The organism is Burkholderia cepacia (assembly GCF_029962485.1).
Classification (GTDB): Bacteria; Pseudomonadota; Gammaproteobacteria; order Burkholderiales; family Burkholderiaceae; genus Burkholderia.
The window spans coordinates 1,208,949-1,230,468 of sequence record NZ_CP073637.1 but is presented as its reverse complement, the minus strand read 5'-3'; the positions used below and the strand labels follow the sequence as shown (position 1 = coordinate 1,230,468).

At 65.9% G+C, this 21,520-nt stretch carries 18 protein-coding genes; 1 reads left to right on the top strand and 17 read right to left on the bottom strand.

Features of this window, described 5'->3' with window-relative positions:
- Window positions 1-6: 6 nt before the first annotated feature.
- Window positions 7-1,497, top strand: coding sequence for an HDOD domain-containing protein (locus KEC55_RS05775; protein ID WP_282507098.1), 1,491 nt, complete (start codon window positions 7-9; stop codon window positions 1,495-1,497).
- 92 nt (window positions 1,498-1,589) lie between these two features.
- Here KEC55_RS05775 and KEC55_RS05770 read toward each other — a convergent pair whose 3' ends face one another.
- The 17 genes from KEC55_RS05770 to hpnI form a co-directional block, all read right to left on the bottom strand.
- Window positions 1,590-2,384, bottom strand: a complete 795-nt coding sequence (locus KEC55_RS05770) for an ABC transporter substrate-binding protein (RefSeq protein ID WP_111017476.1) — start codon at window positions 2,382-2,384, stop codon at window positions 1,590-1,592.
- Window positions 2,385-2,661: 277 nt separating this feature from the next.
- Window positions 2,662-3,705, bottom strand: a complete 1,044-nt coding sequence (astE, locus tag KEC55_RS05765; protein ID WP_282507487.1) for a succinylglutamate desuccinylase — start codon at window positions 3,703-3,705, stop codon at window positions 2,662-2,664.
- A 7-nt stretch (window positions 3,706-3,712) separates the two neighbouring features.
- Entirely contained in the window at window positions 3,713-5,053 is a 1,341-nt protein-coding gene (gene astB / locus KEC55_RS05760; protein ID WP_282507097.1) for an N-succinylarginine dihydrolase, read from the bottom strand.
- A gap of 14 nt (window positions 5,054-5,067) precedes the next feature.
- Complete coding sequence (gene astD, locus KEC55_RS05755; RefSeq protein WP_282507096.1) at window positions 5,068-6,531, bottom strand: succinylglutamate-semialdehyde dehydrogenase; 1,464 nt, start codon at window positions 6,529-6,531, stop codon at window positions 5,068-5,070.
- Between the two features lie 7 nt (window positions 6,532-6,538).
- On the bottom strand, window positions 6,539-7,585 hold the full coding sequence (gene astA / locus KEC55_RS05750) for an arginine N-succinyltransferase (protein ID WP_282507095.1): 1,047 nt from the start codon (window positions 7,583-7,585) through the stop codon (window positions 6,539-6,541).
- A complete protein-coding gene (gene aruF, locus KEC55_RS05745; protein ID WP_282507094.1) occupies window positions 7,582-8,634 on the bottom strand; it encodes an arginine/ornithine succinyltransferase subunit alpha in 1,053 nt (350 codons plus the stop codon). The genes astA and aruF overlap by 4 nt, the downstream gene beginning before the upstream one ends.
- Before the next feature lie 30 nt (window positions 8,635-8,664).
- On the bottom strand, window positions 8,665-9,897 hold the full coding sequence (locus tag KEC55_RS05740; RefSeq protein WP_282507093.1) for an aspartate aminotransferase family protein: 1,233 nt from the start codon (window positions 9,895-9,897) through the stop codon (window positions 8,665-8,667).
- A 964-nt stretch (window positions 9,898-10,861) separates the two neighbouring features.
- The gene (locus KEC55_RS05735) at window positions 10,862-12,133 is read right to left on the bottom strand and encodes an IS256 family transposase (protein ID WP_282507486.1); all 1,272 of its coding nucleotides are present in this window, start codon (window positions 12,131-12,133) and stop codon (window positions 10,862-10,864) included.
- 184 nt (window positions 12,134-12,317) lie between these two features.
- On the bottom strand, window positions 12,318-13,361 hold the full coding sequence (locus KEC55_RS05730) for a GlxA family transcriptional regulator (RefSeq protein WP_282507092.1): 1,044 nt from the start codon (window positions 13,359-13,361) through the stop codon (window positions 12,318-12,320).
- Between the two features lie 22 nt (window positions 13,362-13,383).
- A complete protein-coding gene (locus tag KEC55_RS05725; protein ID WP_176046878.1) occupies window positions 13,384-14,178 on the bottom strand; it encodes an ABC transporter ATP-binding protein in 795 nt (264 codons plus the stop codon).
- 20 nt (window positions 14,179-14,198) lie between these two features.
- Entirely contained in the window at window positions 14,199-14,912 is a 714-nt protein-coding gene (locus KEC55_RS05720; protein ID WP_176046877.1) for an ABC transporter permease, read from the bottom strand.
- A complete protein-coding gene (locus tag KEC55_RS05715) occupies window positions 14,909-15,598 on the bottom strand; it encodes an ABC transporter permease (protein ID WP_282507091.1) in 690 nt (229 codons plus the stop codon). The genes KEC55_RS05720 and KEC55_RS05715 overlap by 4 nt, the downstream gene beginning before the upstream one ends.
- 274 nt (window positions 15,599-15,872) lie before the next feature.
- A complete protein-coding gene (locus tag KEC55_RS05710; protein ID WP_034186545.1) occupies window positions 15,873-16,430 on the bottom strand; it encodes a lipoprotein in 558 nt (185 codons plus the stop codon).
- A gap of 87 nt (window positions 16,431-16,517) precedes the next feature.
- Window positions 16,518-17,561, bottom strand: a complete 1,044-nt coding sequence (locus tag KEC55_RS05705) for an HpnL family protein (RefSeq protein WP_282507090.1) — start codon at window positions 17,559-17,561, stop codon at window positions 16,518-16,520.
- Complete coding sequence (hpnK, locus tag KEC55_RS05700) at window positions 17,558-18,442, bottom strand: hopanoid biosynthesis-associated protein HpnK (protein ID WP_282507089.1); 885 nt, start codon at window positions 18,440-18,442, stop codon at window positions 17,558-17,560. Before hpnK ends, KEC55_RS05705 begins: the two co-directional genes overlap by 4 nt.
- 3 nt (window positions 18,443-18,445) lie before the next feature.
- On the bottom strand, window positions 18,446-19,888 hold the full coding sequence (gene hpnJ, locus KEC55_RS05695) for a hopanoid biosynthesis associated radical SAM protein HpnJ (RefSeq protein WP_348995344.1): 1,443 nt from the start codon (window positions 19,886-19,888) through the stop codon (window positions 18,446-18,448).
- Between the two features lie 134 nt (window positions 19,889-20,022).
- Window positions 20,023-21,198, bottom strand: coding sequence for a bacteriohopanetetrol glucosamine biosynthesis glycosyltransferase HpnI (gene hpnI, locus KEC55_RS05690; RefSeq protein ID WP_282507087.1), 1,176 nt, complete (start codon window positions 21,196-21,198; stop codon window positions 20,023-20,025).
- Window positions 21,199-21,520: the final 322 nt, after the last annotated feature.

The following is a 21,520-nucleotide window of genomic DNA, read 5'->3' as shown; positions in this document are numbered from 1 at the left end:
CACCGTATGTCAATCACCGAACACATGCCTCGCACGGCCTTGCTGGACAAGCTGTGGGCCCGGATGAGCGAACGGGGCGACTTTCCGCTGCTGTCGGAGTCGCTGCGCGCGACGATGGCAGCGATGAAGAACGACGACCTCGATTTCACCGCGCTCGTGCGCGTCGTGCTGTCGGACTTCGCGCTCACGCAGAAAGTGCTGCGGCTCGCGAACTCCGCGATGTACATGGCATTCGGCGGCAACATCACGACCGTGACCCGCGCGCTGATGGTGCTCGGCATGGACGCCGTCGGCCATCTGGTCGTCGGGCTGAAGCTCGTCGACCATTTCCACCACAGCACGCCGCGGCGCATCGACGCGAAACTCGAATTGAACCGTGCGCTGCTGTCCGGCTGCGTCGCGCGCAAGCTCACCGAGCGCGCCGACCTGCGCGCGGGCGAGGAAGCCGTCGTCTGCACGCTGATGCGCCAGGTCGGCAAGCTGCTCGTCGTCTGCTATCTCGACAGCGAATGGGACAAGATCCGCCGCCGCGCGGCCGAGATGCACGGCGACGAATCGGGCGCCTGCTTCGAGGTGCTCGGCGTCGGCTTCGACGAGATCGGGTTCGAGGCAGCGACGCGCTGGCGGCTGCCCGACATGATCCGGGACGGCATCGCCGACGATCACCACCACGTGAACCGCGCCGACGCGTTCGGCCGCGAACTCGCCGCCGACGAGGACATGATCGAACGCGTGAACTGGCTGCGCGCGGTGAGCCGCTGCTCGACCGACGTCGCGAGTGCGCTCGCGATGCCCGACGGTCCGCAGCGCGATACGCATATCACGGCGCTCGCGCAGCACTATGCGCTGGCGCTCGATACGGAGCCCGACGCGCTTGTCGAGATCGCCGACCGGCTCGCTCACGAGGAAGCCAGCGACACCGTGATGCGCGAGATCGTCGAGCTGCGCGCGAACGCCGATGCGATCGCGCGCGCGCAGGCCGAGCCCGAGGCCTGCCTCGAAGCCGGCCTCGCCGACCTGCGTGCGCTGCCGTCCGAGCACGTGCTGACGCCGGTGCTCGCACTGGCGTCGGAAAGCCTGCTGGCGAGCCTCGCGTTCACGCGCACCGTCACGTTCGTCCGGCACGACGACGGCACGTTTGCCGCGCGCCTGGGCTTCGGTCCCGGCGTCGATGCGGCGCTCTACCGGCTGCGCTTCGACGAGCGCTTCGAGCCGGACGTGTTCCATCTCGCGATCACCAATTCGGTCGGCATCTTCATCGAGCAGGCGCAGGAACCGAAGATGCTCAAGCGCCTGCCCGCGTGGTATCTCGACGTGTTCGACGATACGCGCGCGTTCGTGCTGCTGCCGGTGCGCGTCAATGCGACGACGGTCGCGCTGCTGTACGGCGACTGGGCCGGCGCGCAGCCGGCCCGCAAGATCTCGCAACAGGAAATGAGCATACTCAACGAGCTTGCGCGCGAACTGGGGCGGTTCTTTCCCGCGCAGCACGGCTGACCGCCGGCCGGCCCGCGCCGTTCCCGATCCGCAAAAGCAAACCGGCCGCATCAGCGGCCGGTTTTTTTGCTTCGTGCGTTCGAACGCTACGCTTACTTGAGCGTCACGGGCACGCTGAAGTACTTCTTCGCGAGGTTGTCGATCGTGCCGTCGGCCTTCAGATCCTTCAGTGCCTGATCGAGCGCGGTCTTCAGCGCCGCGTCGTTCTTGCGCAGGCCGAAGCCGACGCCCGAGCCGAGGATTTCGGTGTCGCTGACGGTGCCGCCCGCGAACGCGAAGCCCTGGCCTTGCGGCTTCGTCAGGAAGCCCTTCGAGCCGGCTTCCGAATCCTGGAACGTCGCGTCGAGACGGCCCGACTTCAGGTCGGCATACGCCAGATCCTGCGTCTGGTACGGCACGACTTCAACGCCGGCCGGCGCCCACTTCTTCTTTGCGTAGGCTTCCTGGATCGTGCCTTGCAGCACGCCGACGCGCTTGCCCTTCAGCGACTGCGGGGTCGGCAGCAGACCGCTGCCCTGCTTCGCGATCAGCTGGTTCGGAATCGTGTAGATCGGGTCGGTGAACGCGATCGCGTGCTTGCGCTGGTCCGTGATCGTCATGTCCGAGTTGATCGCGTCGAACTTGCGCGCCTGCAGCGCGGGGATCAGGCCGTCGAAATCGTTCTCGACCCATACGCACTTCGTCTTCAGCTTCGCGCACACCGCGTTGCCGATGTCGATGTCGAAGCCGGTCAGCTTGCCGTCGGGCGTCTTGTATTCGAACGGTGCGTACGAGGCTTCGACGCCGAACCGGATCTCCTTCAGATCCGCGGCAAACGCGCTGCCTGCCGCCACGGCCGATGCCGCCACCACCGCGTGCGCGGCCACTTTACGCCAATCCAACTTCATCAGGTGCTCTCCTCGATACTCGAATGTTCCGGAACTACGGGCGCATGCATCATTGCAGGGTCGGATGACCACGACAATGCGGCTGCCGCGCCGTGATGCGACGCAACAGCCGCAAGGCCGCGATTGTACCAATCCGCGCGGCCCGATATGGCAAAGCGGCCGCCGGTGCGCGATGCTGCGGTGCGCATACGACACCGGCCGGGCCGGCCATCGAACTTGCAAGACGATGTCGCAAATACGCAAGGCGGGCCGTGCGTCGGCGCGACCGTGCGATCGGTCAGACGAGTGCCGCGACCGTCTCGCGCGTCGTGTCGACGACGAGCAGGCCCGCGCGCAGGCCCGGCTTCACGGTCGGGTTCGGGAACACGATCCGTTCCTCGTCGTGCGTCACGGTGTAGCGGTAGTCGCCGTCCTGCGCGAGCACCGTGCCACGTGCGAATGCGGTGAAGTTCGCGACATCGGCCGCGACGAACAGTTCGAGCGCGTCGCTCCGCTTCGTGATCTGGTCGATCACCGTGAACACGCGCGGCAACGGCGAATGGCCGCCTGGCGCCTCGACATCGGTCGACGCCCCCGACACAAGCTTGCGCACCGCGCGGTCGGCCGGCGCGAAGCGCGTCAGGTCGTTCTGGCCGAACGGGCGCACCTTGCCGAGTTCCAGCGTGCACGCGAGCGCGCCGCAGTGCTCGGCCGTGAAGTGCGAATACGTATTGCCCTTCGCGGTATGCAGCAGCACGGCCGCGATGCGCGCATCGCCGAGCCATTCGAACATCGTGCGCGTGGGCGGCGTGCCGGTGTGCGGCAGCAGTGCGAACTGCTCGAACACCGACGCGCGAATCGCCGTGTGCATGTCGATATGCCAGCGCGCGCTGCCCGCCGGTGCGGCCGCGAAGAACGCGGCGGCGGCCGCTTCGAGCTGCACGGCGCGCGGCGCTTCGCGGCTCGCGGGCACCTGCGTGTGACGGCCGCTGAACAGGCGGTTCAGGTCGTCGTCGAGATAGCGCTCGCCCGCGCGCATCGCCGGCACGTTGCCGAGCACGACGAGCAGCCGGCACGCGAGCGGCAGCGCACCCGACGCGAGATCGCGCACGAGCATCGACAGCAGCTCGATCGGCGCCGTCTCGTCGCCATGCACGCCAGCCGACACGAGCACGCTCGGGCGCACCGCGCCGGCGGCCTCGGCCGGTTCGAGCGCGAGCAGCCCGTCGCCGCGCCATTGCCAGCGCACGGCGCCGGCTGCACAGGTGCCGTCCGTGGCGGACGGCGCGCTACCGGCCAGCGTGAACGCGAGGAAGTCGTCGAGCAGCGCGTTGGCCGGCATCCGTGCCTCAGCGCTGGAAGTCATACAGCGAACCGACGCGCAGGATCTGCGTGAGCTCGTCGAGCGCCGAGCGCGATTCGTCGAGCAGCGCCGGATCGGCGAGGTCCGCCGGTGCAAGGCGATCGCGGTAGTGCTTGTCGATCCACGCGTCGAGCGACGCGAACAGCGTGTCGTTGATCCACACGTTCGACGTGACGGCCGCGCGTTCCGCTTCGTTCAGCACGACACGCAGGCGCAGGCACGCGGGGCCGCCGCCGTTCTTCATGCTTTCGCGCAGGTCGAACACGAGCACGTCGTGAATCGGTCCGTTGCCGGCCGCGAGTTCGTCGAGATAAGCCGCGACGTTCGCGTTCTCGCGGCACTCTTGCGGCACGACGAGCACCTGCGAACCGTCCGCGCGCGACAGCAGCTGGCTGTTGAACAGATACGACGTCACCGCGTCGTTCACGCTCACGGCGGCTTCCGGCACCTCGATCACGTTCAGGCGCGCGCCGCGTGCGTCGAGCGCGGCGGTGAGCGTGTCGTAGATCGCCTGCTTGTTGACGAACGCGCGCTCGTGCGTGAACAGCGTGTCGCGGTTGCCGACCGAGATCACGTCGTTGTGGAACACGCCCGCGTCGATCACGTCCGGATCCTGCTGCGCGTAGACCGTCGCCTCTTCGGCGAGACCGTGGCGATGCGCGACCGCGCGGCTCGCCTCGAACGTCTGGCGCGCCGGGAAGCGCTTCGGCTCGGGCCCGCGGCGGTATTCCGCGCGGCCGTACACGAAGAACTCGATACCCGGCTTGCCGTATTCGGCGCAAAAGCGCGTGTGGTTCGCCGCGCCTTCGTCGCCGAGTGCCGGCGTGCCCGTCAGCGCTTCATGCACCGCGAAGTGCGCGGGATCGGCAAACAGCGTCGACAGCGTGCGGCGCGTCGCGTCGTGCTCGATCGCGCGATGCAGCTTGCTGCACAGGTTCGCCGGCGTGAAGTGCACGCGACCGTCGCTCGTGTCGGCCGACGGGCTGACGGTGGCCGCGTTCGCGGTCCACATCGCCGACGCCGAGCTCGCCGCGGCGAGCAGCTCGGGCGCCTGCTTCGCGGCCTTCGCGATCACGTCAGCGTCCTTGCCCGAGAAGCCGAGCTCGCGCAACAGGCGCAGCGACGGCCGCTCCTGCGGCGGCAGCACGCCCTGGGCGAAACCGAGATCCGCGAGCTGCTTCATCTTGCGCAGCCCCTGCTTCGCGGCGGCCTTCGGGTTCGCGGCCGATTTTTCGTTGTTAAGCGACGCCACGTTGCCGAACGACAGCCCGGCGTAGTTGTGGGTCGGGCCGACGAGCCCGTCGAAATTGGCTTCTTTTGCGTTCATCGTCGTTCCCTCGATCAGAAATGCAGGCCCGGCGACAGGCTCGCGGGCAAGGTCAGTTGCGTGCTTTCCACCGACGCCATCGGATACGCGCAATAGTCGGCCGCGTAGTACGCGCTCGGGCGATGGTTGCCCGAGCGGCCGGTGCCGCCGAACGGTGCGGCGGACGATGCACCGTTGGTCGGCCGGTTCCAGTTGACGATCCCCGCGCGGATCGTGCGGCGGAAGTGTTCCCATGCCTTCTCGTCGTCGGCCAGCAGGCCGGCGGACAGGCCGAATGCCGTGTCGTTCGCGCGCTCGATCGCGTCGTCGAACGTCGCGTAGCGGACGATCTGCGCGAGCGGGCCGAAATGTTCTTCGTCAGGCAGGTTCGCGACGTTCGTCACATCGACGATCGCGGCGTTCACGAAGCCGAGGCGCGGATCGCGCTGCGTCATCGCGATGATCGGCTTCGCGCCCTGCTCGATCAGGCGCGACTGCGCGTCGACCAGCTTCGCGGCCGCACGGGCCGAGATCACCGCGCCCATGAACGGCTGCGGATCGGCATCGAACACGTCGGCCGTGATCTTCGACGTGACGTCGGCGAAGCGTGCGAGGAAGCGGTCGCCGAACGCGCCCTGCGGCACGAAGATGCGGCGCGCGCACGTGCAGCGCTGGCCGGCCGACAGGAACGCCGACTGGATCGTGTGATGCACGGCCGCGTCGATATCTTCGACTTCGCCGATCACGAGCGGGTTGTTGCCGCCCATCTCGAGCGCGAGCACGATTTCCGGACGGCCGCCGAACTGCTTGTGCAGCAGCGTTCCGGTGTCCGAGCTGCCCGTGAAGAACAACCCGTCGATCTGCCGATGGTTCGCGAGCGCGATGCCGGTGTCCTTCTCGCCCTGCACAAGGTTCAGCACGCCGTCGGGCAGCCCCGCATCCTTCCACACTTCGACCGTCGCGCGCGCGACGCCCGGTGCGAGTTCCGACGGCTTGAACACCACCGCATTGCCGGCGATCAGCGCGGGCACGATATGGCCGTTCGGCAAGTGGCCGGGGAAGTTGTACGGGCCGAACACCGCGACGACACCGTGCGGGCGGTGGCGCAGGACCGCGACGCCGTCGGCCATGTCCTGGCGCTTCTCGCCGGTGCGTTCCTGGTAGGCCTGGATCGAGATGCCGACCTTCGCGGCCATCGATGCGACTTCGGTGCGGGCTTCCCACAGCGGCTTGCCCGTCTCGCGGCCGATCGCGGTCGCGATCGCTTCCTTGCGTTCGTTGAGCAACGCGGCGAAACGCTTGACGATCGCGCAGCGCGATTCGAAGTCGAGCGCCGACCAGCCGGCGAACGCGCGGCGCGCGCTCGCGACCGCACGGTCGACGTCGGCGGCCGATGCGCTTTCGCCCTGCCACGCGATCTCGTCGGTGCCCGGGTTGCGCGAAGCGAACACGGGGCCCGAGCCTGCGACCCAGGCGCCGTCGATGAAGAGTTCCGTCATGATTCGTTTATCCCTGTTTGACTTTGAGCGGCAGCACGCGAACCGGATCGCCGGCCTTCACGTCGAGCGCGGCGGCATCGTCGGCCGACAGCACGAACGAGCCGTTCGCGACCACGCCCGGCGCGACGCCGACGCGGAAATCGGTGAGCGACGTGTTCGACACGAGCGATTTCGGCGGATGGCCGTCCCGCGCGCCTTCGCCCGCATCCGGCTCGCCGATCGCGACCGGCACGACGACGCTCTCGCGTACCGTGCGCAGGTCATTCACGTGGCATTCGAGCACCGGGCCTGCGTCGAAGATATCGACGTGATTCTGGTAACGCAGCCCTTCCGCCTCGAGCATCTTGCGGGCCGGCAGCGTGTCTCGGTGCGTGAGGCCGACCGCGTCCTGCGCATCCTGCGGCAGCAGATCGACGTACACCGGGTAGCGCGGCATCAGTTCCGCGAGGAACGACTTGCGGCCGTGCGAACTGAGATAGTCGGCCGCATTGAAATCGATCTGGTAGAAGTGCGAACCGACTGCGCGCCAGAACGGCGACGTGCCGTCCTCGTCGAAGTGGCCGCGCAGTTCCGCGCAGATGCGTTCCGGAAAGCGCTCGCGAAACTGCGCGATGAACATGAAGCGCGAGCGCGACAGCAGCCCGCCCACACCACCCGTGCGATAGCGCGGGCTCAGGAACAGCGAGCACACTTCCGCATAGCCGGTCAGGTCGTGCGAGATGTTCAGCGCGGACATCCGCGTCCACAGGCCGAGTTCCTGGCTCGCGTGCACGACCGTGCTCACGCGATAGTTGTAGAACGGCTGTTCGAGGCCGACTTGCGTTTCGATCCCGCACACGCCCGCGATGTCGCCGGTCTTCGATTCTTCCATTACGAAGAAGTAGCCGGCCTCGCCGGCCGCTGCCTCGCCCGCGAGCGTGCGGCGTGTGCGTTCGATGCGCGCGGCGAGCGCGTCGCGGTCGGGCTTGAACGTGGTCAGGCCCGGCCCGGTTTCCTTCGCGAGCGACACGAGCGCGTCGACGTCGCCCGTTTGTACGACCCGAACGACGATCATGCTGCGTCTCCCTTCAAATCTTCATCGTCGCGGCGGTGCAGCGGCACGCAGCGCACGACATCGCCATCCTTCACATCGAGCGCCGCGCGCACGTCGCCGGCGAGCGGTGCATCGCCCGCATCGCCCGGCAGGTCGGCCAGCACGCAGCGGAACGATTCGCCGCTGCCCGTCGACACCATGTATGCGACGTCGCCCTGCTGGTGCGCGGCCTCGCGCACGACACGCTCCGAGCCGTGCTTCACGCACGCGGTGCGGTCGACCTGCGCGGTCAGCACCGGGCCTGCGTCGAAGATGTCGACGAAGCGGTCGGGCTCGAAGCCTTCCTCGAGATGGATGTCGTAGGCGAGCAAGGCCGTTTCGTTCGGCTCGCCGAGCACGCGCTGCGCGGCTTCCGGCAGCAGCGGCACGTAGAGCGGATACGCCGGCATCACTTCCGCGATGAAGGTACGGCTGCGGCCGCCCGACGCGATGTCGACGTCGGTGAAGTTGCGGCCGAAGAACTTGCGCCCCACCGCTTCCCAGAACGGCGATGCGCCGTTGCCGTCACTCACGCCGAGCAGCAGCGTGAACACTTCCGGCGTGAAGCGGCGGCGGTTCGCGGCGATGTACATCATCCGGGCGCGCGAGATCAGGTGCGCGGCCGCGTCACCGCGCAGCGACGGATCGACGTAGAAGCCCGCGAGCCGGCTCTTGCCGGTCAGCTCGTGCGACATCGTGAGCGCGTGGATCTTGCGGTTCACGTGCAACTCGCGCGACGCGTGGATCAGTGCGTCGTTGCGGAACGCGTAGAACGGTTCCGAGTAGCCGGCCGCGGCCACGATGCTCGCCGTGCCGAGCAGCTTGCCCGTCGACGAATCCTCGAGCACGAAGAGGTAGAACTCCTCGCCAGCGAAGTCGACGTCCGCGCGAAACGAATCCTCGGAGAGCGCCACGCGCGCTTCGAGCGCCGCGCGGTCGTGCGGCAGCGAGTGCAGGACCGGCTGCGCGGTGCGCGCCATGTGCGCGAGCGCATCGAGATCCGTGAGTTTGCCGGGGCGAACAAATAGCATCGTCGTTCCTGTCTGCGATGGGGGCGCCGATCAGCGCGCGGTGGCTTCCTGAGCGGCGAGCACCTGTTCGACTGCCTTCTCGAAGCGCTTCATGCCTTCGTCGAGCAGGTCGAACGGGATCACCAGCGACGGGACGAAGCGCAGCACGTTCGGGCCGGCGATCAGCATGATCAGGCCGTTCTCGGCAGCGGCCGTGACGAAGTCCTTCGCGCGGCCGTCGAATGCCGCGGTGAGTTCGGCGCCGACCAGCAAGCCCTTGCCGCGCACGTCCTTGAAGATGCCGAAGCGCGCGTTGATGCGCTCGAGCGCGCCCTTCAGGCGCACGCTGCGTTCGCGCACGCCTTCGAGCAGTGCCGGGTCGCCGATCAGTTCGACGACCTTGTCGGCGATCGCCGATGCGAGCGGGTTGCCGCCGTACGTCGTGCCGTGCACGCCGACCTTGAAGTGCGCGGCGAGTTCGTTCGTCGTCAGCATCGCGCCGATCGGGAAGCCGTTGCCGAGTGCCTTTGCGGTCGTCAGGATGTCCGGCGTGACGCCGGTATCCATGTAAGCGTAGAACTGGCCCGTGCGGCCGACGCCCGTTTGCACTTCGTCGAAAATCAGCAGTGCGTCGTTCGCGTCACAGGCTTCGCGCAGTGCTTTCAGGAAGGCCGGATCGGCCGGGATCACGCCGCCTTCGCCTTGCACGGGCTCGACGATCACGGCGCACGTTTGCGGGCCGATCGCGGCCTTCGCGGCTTCGATGTCGTTGTACGGCAGATGCTTGATGCCACCCGGCACGGGGCCGAAGCCTTCCGAGTATTTCGGTTGGCCGCCGACGCTGACCGTGAAGAACGTGCGGCCGTGGAACGACTGCACGAACGAGATGATTTCCACTTTATCGGCGCCGTGGCGGTCGAACGCAACGCGGCGTGCGAGTTTCAGGGCGGCTTCGTTCGCTTCCGCGCCCGAGTTCGCGAAGAATGCGCGGTCGGCGAAGGTCAGCGATTCGAGGCGCTTTGCGAGGCGCAGCACCGGCTCGTTCGTGTAGCCGTTGCCAATGTGCCAGAGCTTGCGGCTTTGTTCGTCCAGGACTTTCAGCAGTTCCGGGTGGCCGTGGCCGAGGGACGTCACTGCGATGCCGCACGCGAAATCGATGTACTCGCGGCCGGCCGTGTCCCACACGCGGGAGCCCTCTGCGCGATCCGGCACGAACGGGGCGGGAGAAAATACCGGCACCATCACTTCGTCGAATGTCTGGCGGTTCACGGTCGAGGTCGTCATGGTCGTTCCTTTCGGTTTCGTAAGAGGGTTCAACAGGATCAAGTTTAGGTAAGGGTGACGCAAGCGTCTTGCGGATTTGCGACGGGTTCTATCGGAAGGTTTTGGTTTTTGCCCTCGCGGGCGGGTTTGGGGGGGTCTTCGTTGGGTGTCGGTATTTTGAGGCTTTTTGGGTGGTTCGCCGTTGTTTGGTGCGAAGCACCTGTGATCGTGTCGGTCTATTAGTGTCGCCCCTGCGCGGGGCGGCGGTTACTTTTCTTTGTCTTGCCAAAGAAAAGTAACCAAAAGAAAGGCGCCCGGGAAACGCATGACTTCCCGGTGCCGTGGTCGTCAGAGTGGTTCGCATCTAAGTGTCCGCGCCAGTCAGGAACACGGAGTGGTTCGAGCAATGGTTCTGACACCACTCCCTACACAACAGAGCGGTATACCGCCCGCCAGCTCCGCCCTCGCTTCGCTCGGCCGACAGGTACTCCCCCTCCAGTAACGCTTGAGGTCAATCAGTTCCAGCAATCGCGGGCAAGCCCCGGATTCGGCAAATCAAGGCGTGCCTTCATTCACAAGGAAAAGGGGACGCAGCAAGCAGGTTCGCGCGCACGAAATCATGCGGCGCAAGACGTTATCAAGCACCGTCGATGGCAAGCAGTCCGATGGGTGCGAATGATGTGAGTAAAGAGAAAGCCGAGGCAGTTGATGCAATGCAGACAGAAGCACGCGAGCGCATGAACCGCGACGTGAAGCACCTTGCAGCCGAGCGAAGCGAGGATGGAGCTGGCGGGCGGTATACCGCTCTGTTGGGTAGGGAGTGGTGTCAGAACCATTGCTCGAACCACTCCGTGTTCCTGACTGGCGCGGACACTTAGATGCGAACCACTCTGACGACTACGGCACCGGGAAGTCATGCGTTCTCCGAGCGCCTTTCTTTTGGAACCTGTCCGCATTTTCGTGGGCGAGGCGGTTGAACAACAGGTTATCCGCGCGCCTGCATAAACCGCTCGCCGAACAGGATAGCAAACTGGTTCATCGCTGATTTCCAGTCGAAGGCGGACCGCACGGTCTTGGCCAGGACATTGCGCAGCGCCAGCCAGAGCAGCTTGATGGCCGCCTCGTCATTCGGGAAGTGACCGCGGGTCTTGATGATCTTGCGCAACTGCATGTTCAAACTTTCTATGGCGTTCGTGGTGTACACGACCCGTCGAATCTCCGGCGGGAACACATAGAACGGTATGACGTGTTCCCAAGCGCGTTGCCACGATTGCACGACAGTCGGGTACTTCGCACCCCAGGGACCGTCGGCGAAGTCTTGCAGCGCCTGCCTTGCCGCCTCTTCGCTGGCGGCTGCGTAGATCGGACGCAGTGCTGCGGCGAGCGCCTTGCGGTCCTTGTAGCTGGCGTACTCGAGACTGTTGCGGATCAGATGCACGATGCAAGTCTGAACGGTGGTCCGGGGATAGGCGGTGCCGATGGCCTCGGCCAACCCTTTTAGGCCATCGACGACGGCGATCAGGATATCCTGACAGCCGCGAGTCTTGAGCTCGTTGAATACCTTGAGCCAGAACTTGGCGCCCTCGGTCTGCTCGATCCAGAGGCCCAGCACGTCGCGCTGGCCATCGGCCTGAATGCCCAAGGCAAGATACACGGCCTTGTTGCTGACCACGCCGTCGTCACGGATCTTGACCCGTAGTGCATCGAAGAACACCACCGGGTACATCACCTCAAGCGGGCGGCTCTGCCAGGTCAACGCGTCGGCCATGACCTCGTCGGTGACTGAGCTGATGAAGTCGGGCGAGACCTCGGTGCCGTAGCTCTCGGCCAGAAAGGCCTGAATCTCGCGCACACTCATGCCACGTGCGTACATCGCGATAATGCGTTCGTCGAAACCGGTAAAGCGGCGTTCGTGCTTGGGAATCAGGATCGGCTCGAAACTGCCGTCGCGATCGCGGGGGACTTCGACCCGAACCGGGCCGCGATCGGTGATGACTGTCTTGCCGCTGGCGCCGTTGCGCTCGTTGGCTTGGCCGGCCGGCTTGGGCTGGCCAGGTGGGTAGCCCAGATGCAGATTCATCTCGGCGCCCATCGCTCGTTCGATGACCGCCTTGTTGAACGCCAGCATCAAGTCCTGAACCTCGGCTGGCGACATTGGACCCTTGACCAACTGGTCCAGCAGTTCCTTGGGCAGTTCAGGCAGCGGCCCTCGGGCCGCTGCCTGACGCGCTACGGTTTGTCTCTTCTTCATCGGCATATCCATGGCTGCCACACCTCATGATATGCCCCGCCCACAAAATGACGGATAGGTCCTTCTTTTGGTTACTTTTCTTTGGCAAGACAAAGAAAAGTAACCGCCGCCCCGCGCAGGGGCGACACTAATAGACCGACACGATCACAGGTACTTCACGCCAAACAAAGGCGAACCGCAAAAAACAAAATCAATCCTTCCCCCCACGCTCAACCAACGCGCCCCCGCGAGGCTCGCTACCCCCACCAGTCTGCTTCTCGAGCCACGCTCGCCGATCTTCCCGAGGCGTGACCCCAAACCTTTCGCGGTACGCGTTAGAAAAGTGCGCAGCAGAAGAGAACCCACAGGCGAGGCTGACCTGGACGACAGACTTACTGGTCCGCTGCAACTGCGTCCTTGCCTTGAGCAATCGGAGATTGAGGTAATACTTGGAGGGCATCGCCCCGAGATACTGTCGAAAGAGCCGCTCGAGCTGCCGGCGTGAAACGCCAACGAGTTCGGCGATTTCATCCGTCGTCAACGGATCCTCGATATTGGCTTCCATGAGCTGCAACGCATCGTTCAACCGGGGATGCCGCTCGCCCGGCGCGGTCACGAAAGGAATCCGCTGCCGCTCTTCGCCGCTGCGCAACGTCCCGACCCCGAGTGCATCGGCAATCCGCTCCGAGAGGTCCGCCCCGTGCTCCCGGCCAATCATGGCCAGCATGAAATCCACGGTAGCCTGCCCACCGGCACAGGTCGCCCGATCGCGATCGATCTCGAAGATCTGCTGCGTGACGATCGACCGCTCGAACTGCTCGGCGAACTGCTGATACGTCTCCCAGTTCACGCTCACGCGATACCCGGAAAGCTGCCCGGCCATCGCGAGCCACCACACGCCGTGGTGAATGCCGGTCACGACCGGCGTCCGCTGCCCGACCCGCGCGAGACTCGCGAGAAACAGCCGGTAATCGGCAAACTGCTGGAACCGCTCCGTCACGACGATCAGCCAGTCGCACGCGATCGCATCGTTGAACGCCGCATCGGCATGCCACTGCGCACCGCCGGCAAGCGGCACGGGCCGCCCGTCCCACGAACACACCTGCCAGCGATACAACAGCCGCCCGTCGATCTCGTTCGCGAGGTTCAACGCATCGACGATCGGACCCACACCCGACATCGACACGGGCGGCAATGCAACGATCGCCACCTGCGTCGTGCGGGTGGCGCCTGCGGGACGAGACACCGGTACCACGTTTGAAACCTGCCCTGTCGCGTTACTTGAGACTGCCCGACAGGAACTGCTTGAGCCGCTCGCTCTGCGGGCGCACCAGCACCTCCTTCGGATCGCCCTCTTCCTCGGTCCGCCCCTGATGCAGGAACATCACATGATTCGACACGTTGCGCGCGAAACCCATCTCGTGCGTCACGACGATCATCGTGCGGCCTTCCTCGGCGAGCTTCTGCATCACCTTCAGCACTTCGCCGACGAGTTCGGGGTCGAGCGCCGACGTCGGCTCGTCGAACAGCATCACGTCCGGATGCATCGCAAGCGCTCGCGCAATCGCCACGCGCTGCTGCTGGCCGCCAGACAGATGCGACGGATACTGCTTCTCGACGCGCGGCGGCAGGCCGACCTTCTCCAGGTACTCGCGCGCACGCTCCTCGGCTTCCTTCTTCGAAATGCCAAGCACATGCACGGGGGCTTCCATCACATTCTCGAGCACGTTCATGTGCGCCCAGAGGTTGAAGTGCTGGAACACCATCGCGAGCTTGGTGCGAATGCGCTGCAGTTGCTTGTGATCGGCGACTTCGAGCGCGCCGGCACGGTCGGCCTTCGTACGCACGGCCTCGCCGTCGACGACGATCTGCCCCGCATTCGGCCGCTCGAGGAAATTGATGCAGCGCAGGAACGTGCTCTTGCCCGAGCCGCTCGCACCGATGATGCTGATGACGTCACCGGCCTTCGCGTTCAGCGACACGCCCTTGAGCACCTCGTTGTCGCCATAGCGCTTGTGGATGTCGAGCGCCGCAAGCTTGGTGGCACCGTTCGTTTGAGTGATCTCGGCCAACTGGCTCTCCTCGATGTGAATCAATGACGGGCGGCCGCGAGATACGCGAGCCAGTGGCGCTCCGCGCGGCGAAACGCCGCGACGAGTGCGAAAGATACCGCAAGATAGATCAGCGCGGCGATTCCGAACGACTGGAACGCCATATAGGTCGCGGAATTCGCGTCACGCGCAACCTTGAGAATGTCCGGCACGGTCGCCGTGAACGCCACGGTCGTCGCGTGCAGCATCAGGATCACCTCGTTGCTGTACAGCGGCAACGCACGGCGCAGCGCCGACGGCAGGATCACGCGGCGGTACATCGTGAACGGCGACATCCCGTACGCGCGCGCCGCCTCGACCTCGCCGTGCGGAATCGCACGGATCGCACCGGCGAAGATCTCGGTGGTGTACGCGCAGGTGTTCAGCGCGAACGCGAGAATCGCGCAGTTGAAGCCGCTGCGGAAGAACGCGTCGAGCAACGAGTGCGACCGTACGAATTCGAGGCTGTACATGCCCGTGTACATCAGCAGCAACTGCACGTAGAGCGGCGTGCCGCGGAACACGTACGTGTAGAAGCGTACCGGCATCGACACCCACTTCTTCTTCGACACGCGTGCGACCGCGAGCGGCACCGCGCACACGAAGCCGAGCGAGATCGACGCCACGAGCAGCCACAACGTCACCGCGAGGCCGGAGATGCGCTGGCCGTCCCAGAAAAGGAACGCCTTGCCGAATTCCTGGAGGATCTCGATCATAGTTCTGCGTGCCGCACGCCCGTGGAATAACGCTTCTCGAGCTGGATCAGCACGAGGTTGGAAATGGTCGTGATCGCGAGGTAAATCAGCGCCGCGACGAGGATGAAGAAGAACATGTTGAACGTGCTCTTGCCGGCGTCCTGCGCGGCCTTCACGACGTCCGCGAGGCCGATGATCGACACCAGCGCGGTCGCCTTCACGAGCACCTGCCAGTTGTTGCCGATGCCCGGCAGCGCGAAGCGCATCATCTGAGGAAACATGATCCGCACGAACACCCGCGCACCGCTCATCCCGTAAGCCGCGCCGGCCTCGAGCTGGCCGCGCGGGACCGACAGGAACGCGCCGCGGAAGGTCTCGGTGAAGTACGCGCCGTAGATGAAGCCGAGCGTCAACACGCCGGCCACGAACGGGTCGATGTCGATCTGGTCCCAGCCGACGAGGTCGGTGAACTGGTTCAGCCAGATCTGGATGCTGTAGAACAGCAGCAGCATCAGCACAAGATCGGGCACCGAGCGGATCAGCGTCGTATAACCGGTCGCGATCGCTCGCAATACCCGGTTGGGCGACAGCTTCGCCACCGCGCCGATCAGCCCCAGCGCCACCGCAGTGGCGAGCGACAGCACCGACAGCTCGATGGTCTGCACGGTGCCGGCCCAGAGGACAGGACCAAAGCCGTAAAGGAACACGCGCGTCTCCAGAGTTGGAATGAATGCCGACGCGTCTGCCTGTCCCGCGCCGGGCTGACGCGGATAGTCGCAAGCGAAATTGATTGCCTCAAATCACCTTGCGTACGATTGCTGCATCGCAGCAACCTGCCCCACCATTTGCGACCGGGTCCTACGCCGCTGTTTCAAAAGGAAAAAAGCCGCTTCCTGACAGTCGGATGACACGCAGGGAAGCGGACTTTTTGCAATTTTCCGGTCGCTTTTTCGATATAGCGCCGAAGGCGGTCGGCCGCGCCTACCGTCCCTTCAGGATGTCGGAGCGCGAAGTCGTATAGACAAGGCCGTCCGGGCCGAAATGGACGTTGAAGAACGCGTCGGTGTTGACGCCGTCCTCGAGCCAGCGCCAACTCCAGACCGTCTCGGGCTTCAGCGGATACTGCGCGATGTCGCCGGGCTTGCCGAGCAGGCGCCGCACCTCGTCCTCGTTCATCCCCGGGCGCACCTTCGCGAAATTCTCGGCGGTCAGCACCTGCGTCGCGCCCGCGTAGCGCCCGTTCGCATCGAGATCGACGAACCAGGTCTGGTTGCCCATCGGGCCGCGCGGATATTCGTAGCGCTTCGAGCCGTCGGTGAACTCGCGCACGATCTCGGGCTTGCCCATCGTGCCGCGCACGTCGGCCTCGGTCGATTCGCCGACCTTCAGCCCCTTCAACAGCAGCGGCGCGGGCTTGATCGCGTTGAAGAAGTCCCTGATACGTTGCACGTCGAGGTCGCCTTGCTTGTCGTCGCAGCCGGTCAGCGCCAGCGCGGCGGCCAGCATCGTCACGGGAAGCAGCCGGAATCGGAAAATCATCGGAAGAAATGCGCGTGAAGAAAACACGCGGCAAGGATACCCGTGCGACGCCAAAAGCGCGAGACGGGCGCGCGGCCCGTCTCGTGTTCAATGCGTCGTTTCGGTTTCGGCCTCGGACACGCGGGTCGCCGGTTGCGGCGCGCGCGGCACGGTCGGCGGCACGCCGATGCGGCGGCGCGTCCGCACGAGCTCGGCAAGCTGCCACGAGCCGAGCGCCAGGCAGCCGAACAGCACCTCGCGGCCGCGCTTGACCACCGCGAGCGACAGCGCCGTCTCGCGGTCGACACCGAACATCTGCGCGAGCAGCACGACGGTCGCCTCCTGCACGCCGAGCCCGCCCGGCACCATGAACGCCGCATGCCGCACGGCCTGCGTCATCGCCTCGATCGCGATCGCGCCGCCGATCGACACCGGATGGCCGAGCAGCGCGAGCGCCCAGTAGATCTCGAGCGCGCCCAGCACGTAACCAGCCAGCTGCCAGAAGAATGCGCTGAACAGCAGGCCCGTGCGCGACATCAAAGAGTCGATGTCGGCGTCGAGCCGCTTGCCGTCGACGCCCTGCAACAGCCGGTGCGAATCGCCGAGCAGGCGGCCCGCGAAACGCTCGATCGCATGGAAGACGCCGCCGCGGCGCATCAGCACGACGCCGAGCACCGGCAACGGCAGCGTCAGCAACAGCGCGAGGCCGATCGTACCGCCGCCCATGTTGTCCGTCGTCGCGAGCAGCAGCACGAGGCCGAGCGCCGCGAATGCATACTGGACGACGATCGTCACGAGCACCTCGACGATCACCGACGCGGTGACGCGGCTCGCGTCGGGCACCTGCCAGCGCGCCAGCCGGATGCCGACGATCTCACCGCCGATCCCGACCACGGGCAGCAGCCGGTTCACGGCCTCGCGCACGGTCGCGATCCACCAGAGGAACGGCAGCGACGAGCGCTTGTCGAGCAGCAGGTGCCACGCATACGCATCGAGCAGCAGCGGCAGCCCATGGAACGGCACGAGCCACAGCAGCGCGTAGCCGGCGCGCGCGAGCATCTGCGACACGTCGCCGACGCCTTCGTGCAGACCCAGCGCGAGCAGGATGCCGATGCCGATCGGCCAGCCAAGCCATTTGACCCACTTGCTCATGACGGCTGCGCTCCCGGTGCGCGCGGTGCTCGAGCGCCCCGCCGCGCCGCAGGCTGGCCGAACACGTCGGCAAAGCCGCCGGTCGCGACACCCGCGGCCTTCAACGCGGCCGCGACGCGCGGCGACAGCAGCGCATCGAGTTCGTCGACCGGGCGGTACGCGGCCATCGTCGGCGTGATCGGGCCGTCGCCGGCTTCGGCCGGATGGCAGTAGATCTCGCCGACACCCGGCGGCAGCTTGGCCAGCGCATCGAGCAGCACGGCCTCGTCCATCGCTCCCGTATGCTCGATCCCGACCACGTAGTCGTTGTGCGCGAGCCCCGCGCGGTCGAGCCGCGCGCGCACGAGCGCGATCCACGGCTTGAGCAGCGCGGGCGCGCTCGTCTCGTACGGCAGCCGCACCGCGCGCAGCCCGTAGTCGCGGCCGATCTCGATGATCATCGACAGCACGGTCGGATGCAGATGGAAATGCTTGTGCGCGTTCACGTGGTCGAGCGGCAGGCCGCTCGCCGCGAACGCGTCGAACTGCGCACGGATCTCGCGGCGCAGTTGCGCACGAACGTGCGGCAGGAAGAAGAAGCGACAGCCGTCCTTCGCCATCGCATCGCCGAACCGCCCGTCGCGGCCGACGAGCGCGGGAATCTCATGCGCGGGCAGCGTGGCCGGCCCGTCCGCGAGCACCAGATGCAGACCGACCGCGAGCGACGGCAACCGCCGCGCGCGTTCGATCGCATCTTGCGCGGCGCTCGCGCCGACCATCAGGCTGGCGGCGTTCAGCACGCCGTCGCGGTGCGCGCGCTCGACCGCCGCGTTGACGCGCGGGTGCAGCCCGAAGTCGTCCGCGGTGAAGATCAGCGCCCGCGCCGCCCGCTGCGTCGCCACGAATCAGGCCTCGTGTGCACGCAGGAAGCGGAAGAACTCGACACCTTCGCGCAGGCGGCGCTTCATCATGTCCCAGCTCGTCAGCATCTCGCGCACGATTTCCCAGATCTTCGACGGACGGAAGTAGAACTGGCGATAGAACTGCTCGAGGTGGTGATAGATCTCGTCGCGCGACAGGTGCGCGTAGCCGATCGCCGCGAGCTGCACGCCTTCCTTGCTCACCAGGTTGATGGTCTTGTTCTCTTCCATCCAGCCGTTTTCCACGGCCTGCTTGTAGAGCGTCGTGCCCGGATACGGCGCGGCGAGCGAGACCTGGATCGTGTGCGGATTGATTTCCTTCGCGTACTCGATCGTCTTCTTGATGGTCTCCTGCGTCTCGCCCGGCAGGCCGAGAATGAAGGTACCGTGGATCTTGATGCCGAGCTTCTTGCAGTCCGCGCTGAAGCGGCGCGCGAAATCGGTGCGCACGCCCTTCTTGATGTTCACGAGGATCTGGTCGTCGCCGGATTCGAAGCCGACCAGCAGCAGGCGCAGGCCGTTTTCCTTCATGATCTTGAGCGACTTGTACGGCACGTTGGCCTTCGCGTTGCACGACCACGTGATGCCGAGCTTGCCCAGACCGATGGCGATGGCTTCGGCGCGCGGCAGGTCGTCGGTGAAGGTGTCGTCGTCGAACATCAGTTCCTTCACTTCCGGCATGTTGTCGCGAATCCACTTCGCTTCCGCGAGCACGTTCTCGACCGAGCGCGTGCGGTAGCGATGGCCGCTGACCGTCTGCGGCCACAGGCAGAACGTGCAGCGCGACTTGCAGCCGCGGCCCGTGTAGATCGACACGTACGGGTAGTTCAGGTAGCCGATGAAATAGTTGTCGATCTTCAGGTCGCGCTTGTAGACGGGCGCGACGAACGGCAGTTCGTCCATGTTCTCGAGGATCGGACGCGCTTCGTTGTGCTCGATCGAGCCGTCCTTCGCGCGCCAGCTCAAGCCCTTGATCTCGGGGAACGGCTTGCCTTCGGCGATTTCCTTGCAGGTGTAGTCGAATTCCTCGCGGCACACGAAGTCGATTGCCTCACTCGCCGTGAGCGAGTTGTGCGGATCGACCATCACCTTCGCGCCCACCATGCCGACCAGCATCGACGGCTTCATCTTCTTCAGATCCTGCGCGAACATCGCGTCGGTCGGGAACGACGGCGTGCTCGTGTGGATGATCACGAGGTCGTAGTCGTTGGCGATCTTCAGCGTTTCGTCGACCGACAGGCCATCGGCCGGCGCATCGAGGACGCGGCTGCCCGGCACGAGCGCGGCCGGCTGCGCGAGCCACGTCGGATACCAGAAGGAACGGATTTCGCGCTTAGCCTGATAGCGCGAGCCGGCTCCGCCGTCGAAGCCGTCATACGAAGGGGCCTGCAAGAACAGCGTTTTCATGAATGCTCCGGTAGCCTGCATAGTTCGATTCGTTACAACGATTCAGTCAAAAAACCGCGGGCCGCCGTGCCGGCGCCCGCCTCTCTGTCATGTCGCGCCGCGCGGCTTCGCCGTGCAGCGCGTCTCGGCCCTCGGGCCGGGTTCGATCGACGGCCCTAGCGGCCGTCCACTGCTTCCACTGCGGCGGTCGCGCGTTCACCGCCGACGACCGTCATCCTTGCGCCGCGCCATACGACGTGCGTGCCGAACGCTGCCGCGAGCCACTCGAGCGCCAGCAGCGTGTCGCGCACCGCGACGAGCGGCAGGTCGCGCCAGAACGCGCGCCAGCCATCTTCGCCGCGCGCGTGCAGCACCAGCCGCCCGAATGCACCGACCACGGCCGCCCCGCCCGCCAGCGTGCCGGCGAAGGTGCCGTCGAGACGCAGCGCGAGCGCCGCGCCGATCGCGAGCCACGGCACCGTAAACGTAATGAACAGAAACGCGAAGCCGGCCGGATTCAGCGAACGGATCGTGCGCAGCCAGCGCGTCTCGCGGTGCCACAGCGGCCCGAACGACGGCTCGATCACGTCGGTCGCGACCTCGACCTCAGACAGCACGGTGCGCCGCCCGAGGCGGCGCGGCAATTCGGCCAGCCAGAAATCGTCGGCCAGCTCGTCCTTCAGTGCGTAAAAGCCGCCGATCCGGTCGAGCGTGTCACGCGTCAGCGCAAGCGTCGCACCGAAGCCGAAGCGGCTCGAGCGGCCGAGGTGCGTGATCCGCACCGACGGCGCGAACCATGCGTCGACGAATTGCGCACCGATCCGCGTCCAGAACCCGCCGACGCTGCGCGCATGATACAGGCACGTGACGACACCGACCGACACGTCGGCGAGCGGCGCCGTCACGCGCTCCAGATAGTCGGGCTGCACCGCGATATCGCTGTCCGCGATCACGATGCGGCCGTATTTCGCGCGCGCGGCGAGATTGATCAGGTTGCTGACCTTCAGGTTCTTGCCGTGCACGCGCGCGTCGATCACCAGCGTGATGTCGCACTCGGGATAGTCGGCGCGCAGCCGCTCGACGACGGCGATCGCCGGATCGGCCGACGACGCGACGCCGAACAGCACCTCGTAGCGCGGATGGCGCTGCTCGCAGAACGTCGCGAGGTTTTCGTACAGGTGCGGCTCCGCGCCGCACAGCGGCTTGAGCACGCTGACCGGCTCGAAACCGTCGCGCGCGGCAGTGCGCGGCGTACGCGGCCGCGGTGCGAACGCGGCGACGAGCGCATAGCCGGCCGCGGCCAGCGTGAACACGATCAGGAGCCAGTCGAGCAGCGTTGCGGTTGGCGTCATGCGCAACGCCTCCCGGCGACCTGAACGCCATGGAGAACGCTTGAGCGTGATTGAACGTGATGCGGTATTCCGACTACGACGAACGCGGGCACGACCCGACTCCTTGTTCCAGCAGCGTCTGTAATGGGGGAAAGCACGACCCGTTATTCGGGTACGGCCATGCCCGGCTTCGCGTGGCTTCGCTCCGCGCAATGCCCGGACGGGATGCGGGAAGACTCGAATGGCTACCATCGGCACAACATGGGCAGGCGCCGGATTTTATCAGTCTGCGGCACCCCGCGCTCGGCACTACGCGAAACGGACTGGTGCAATTCCGGCAAAG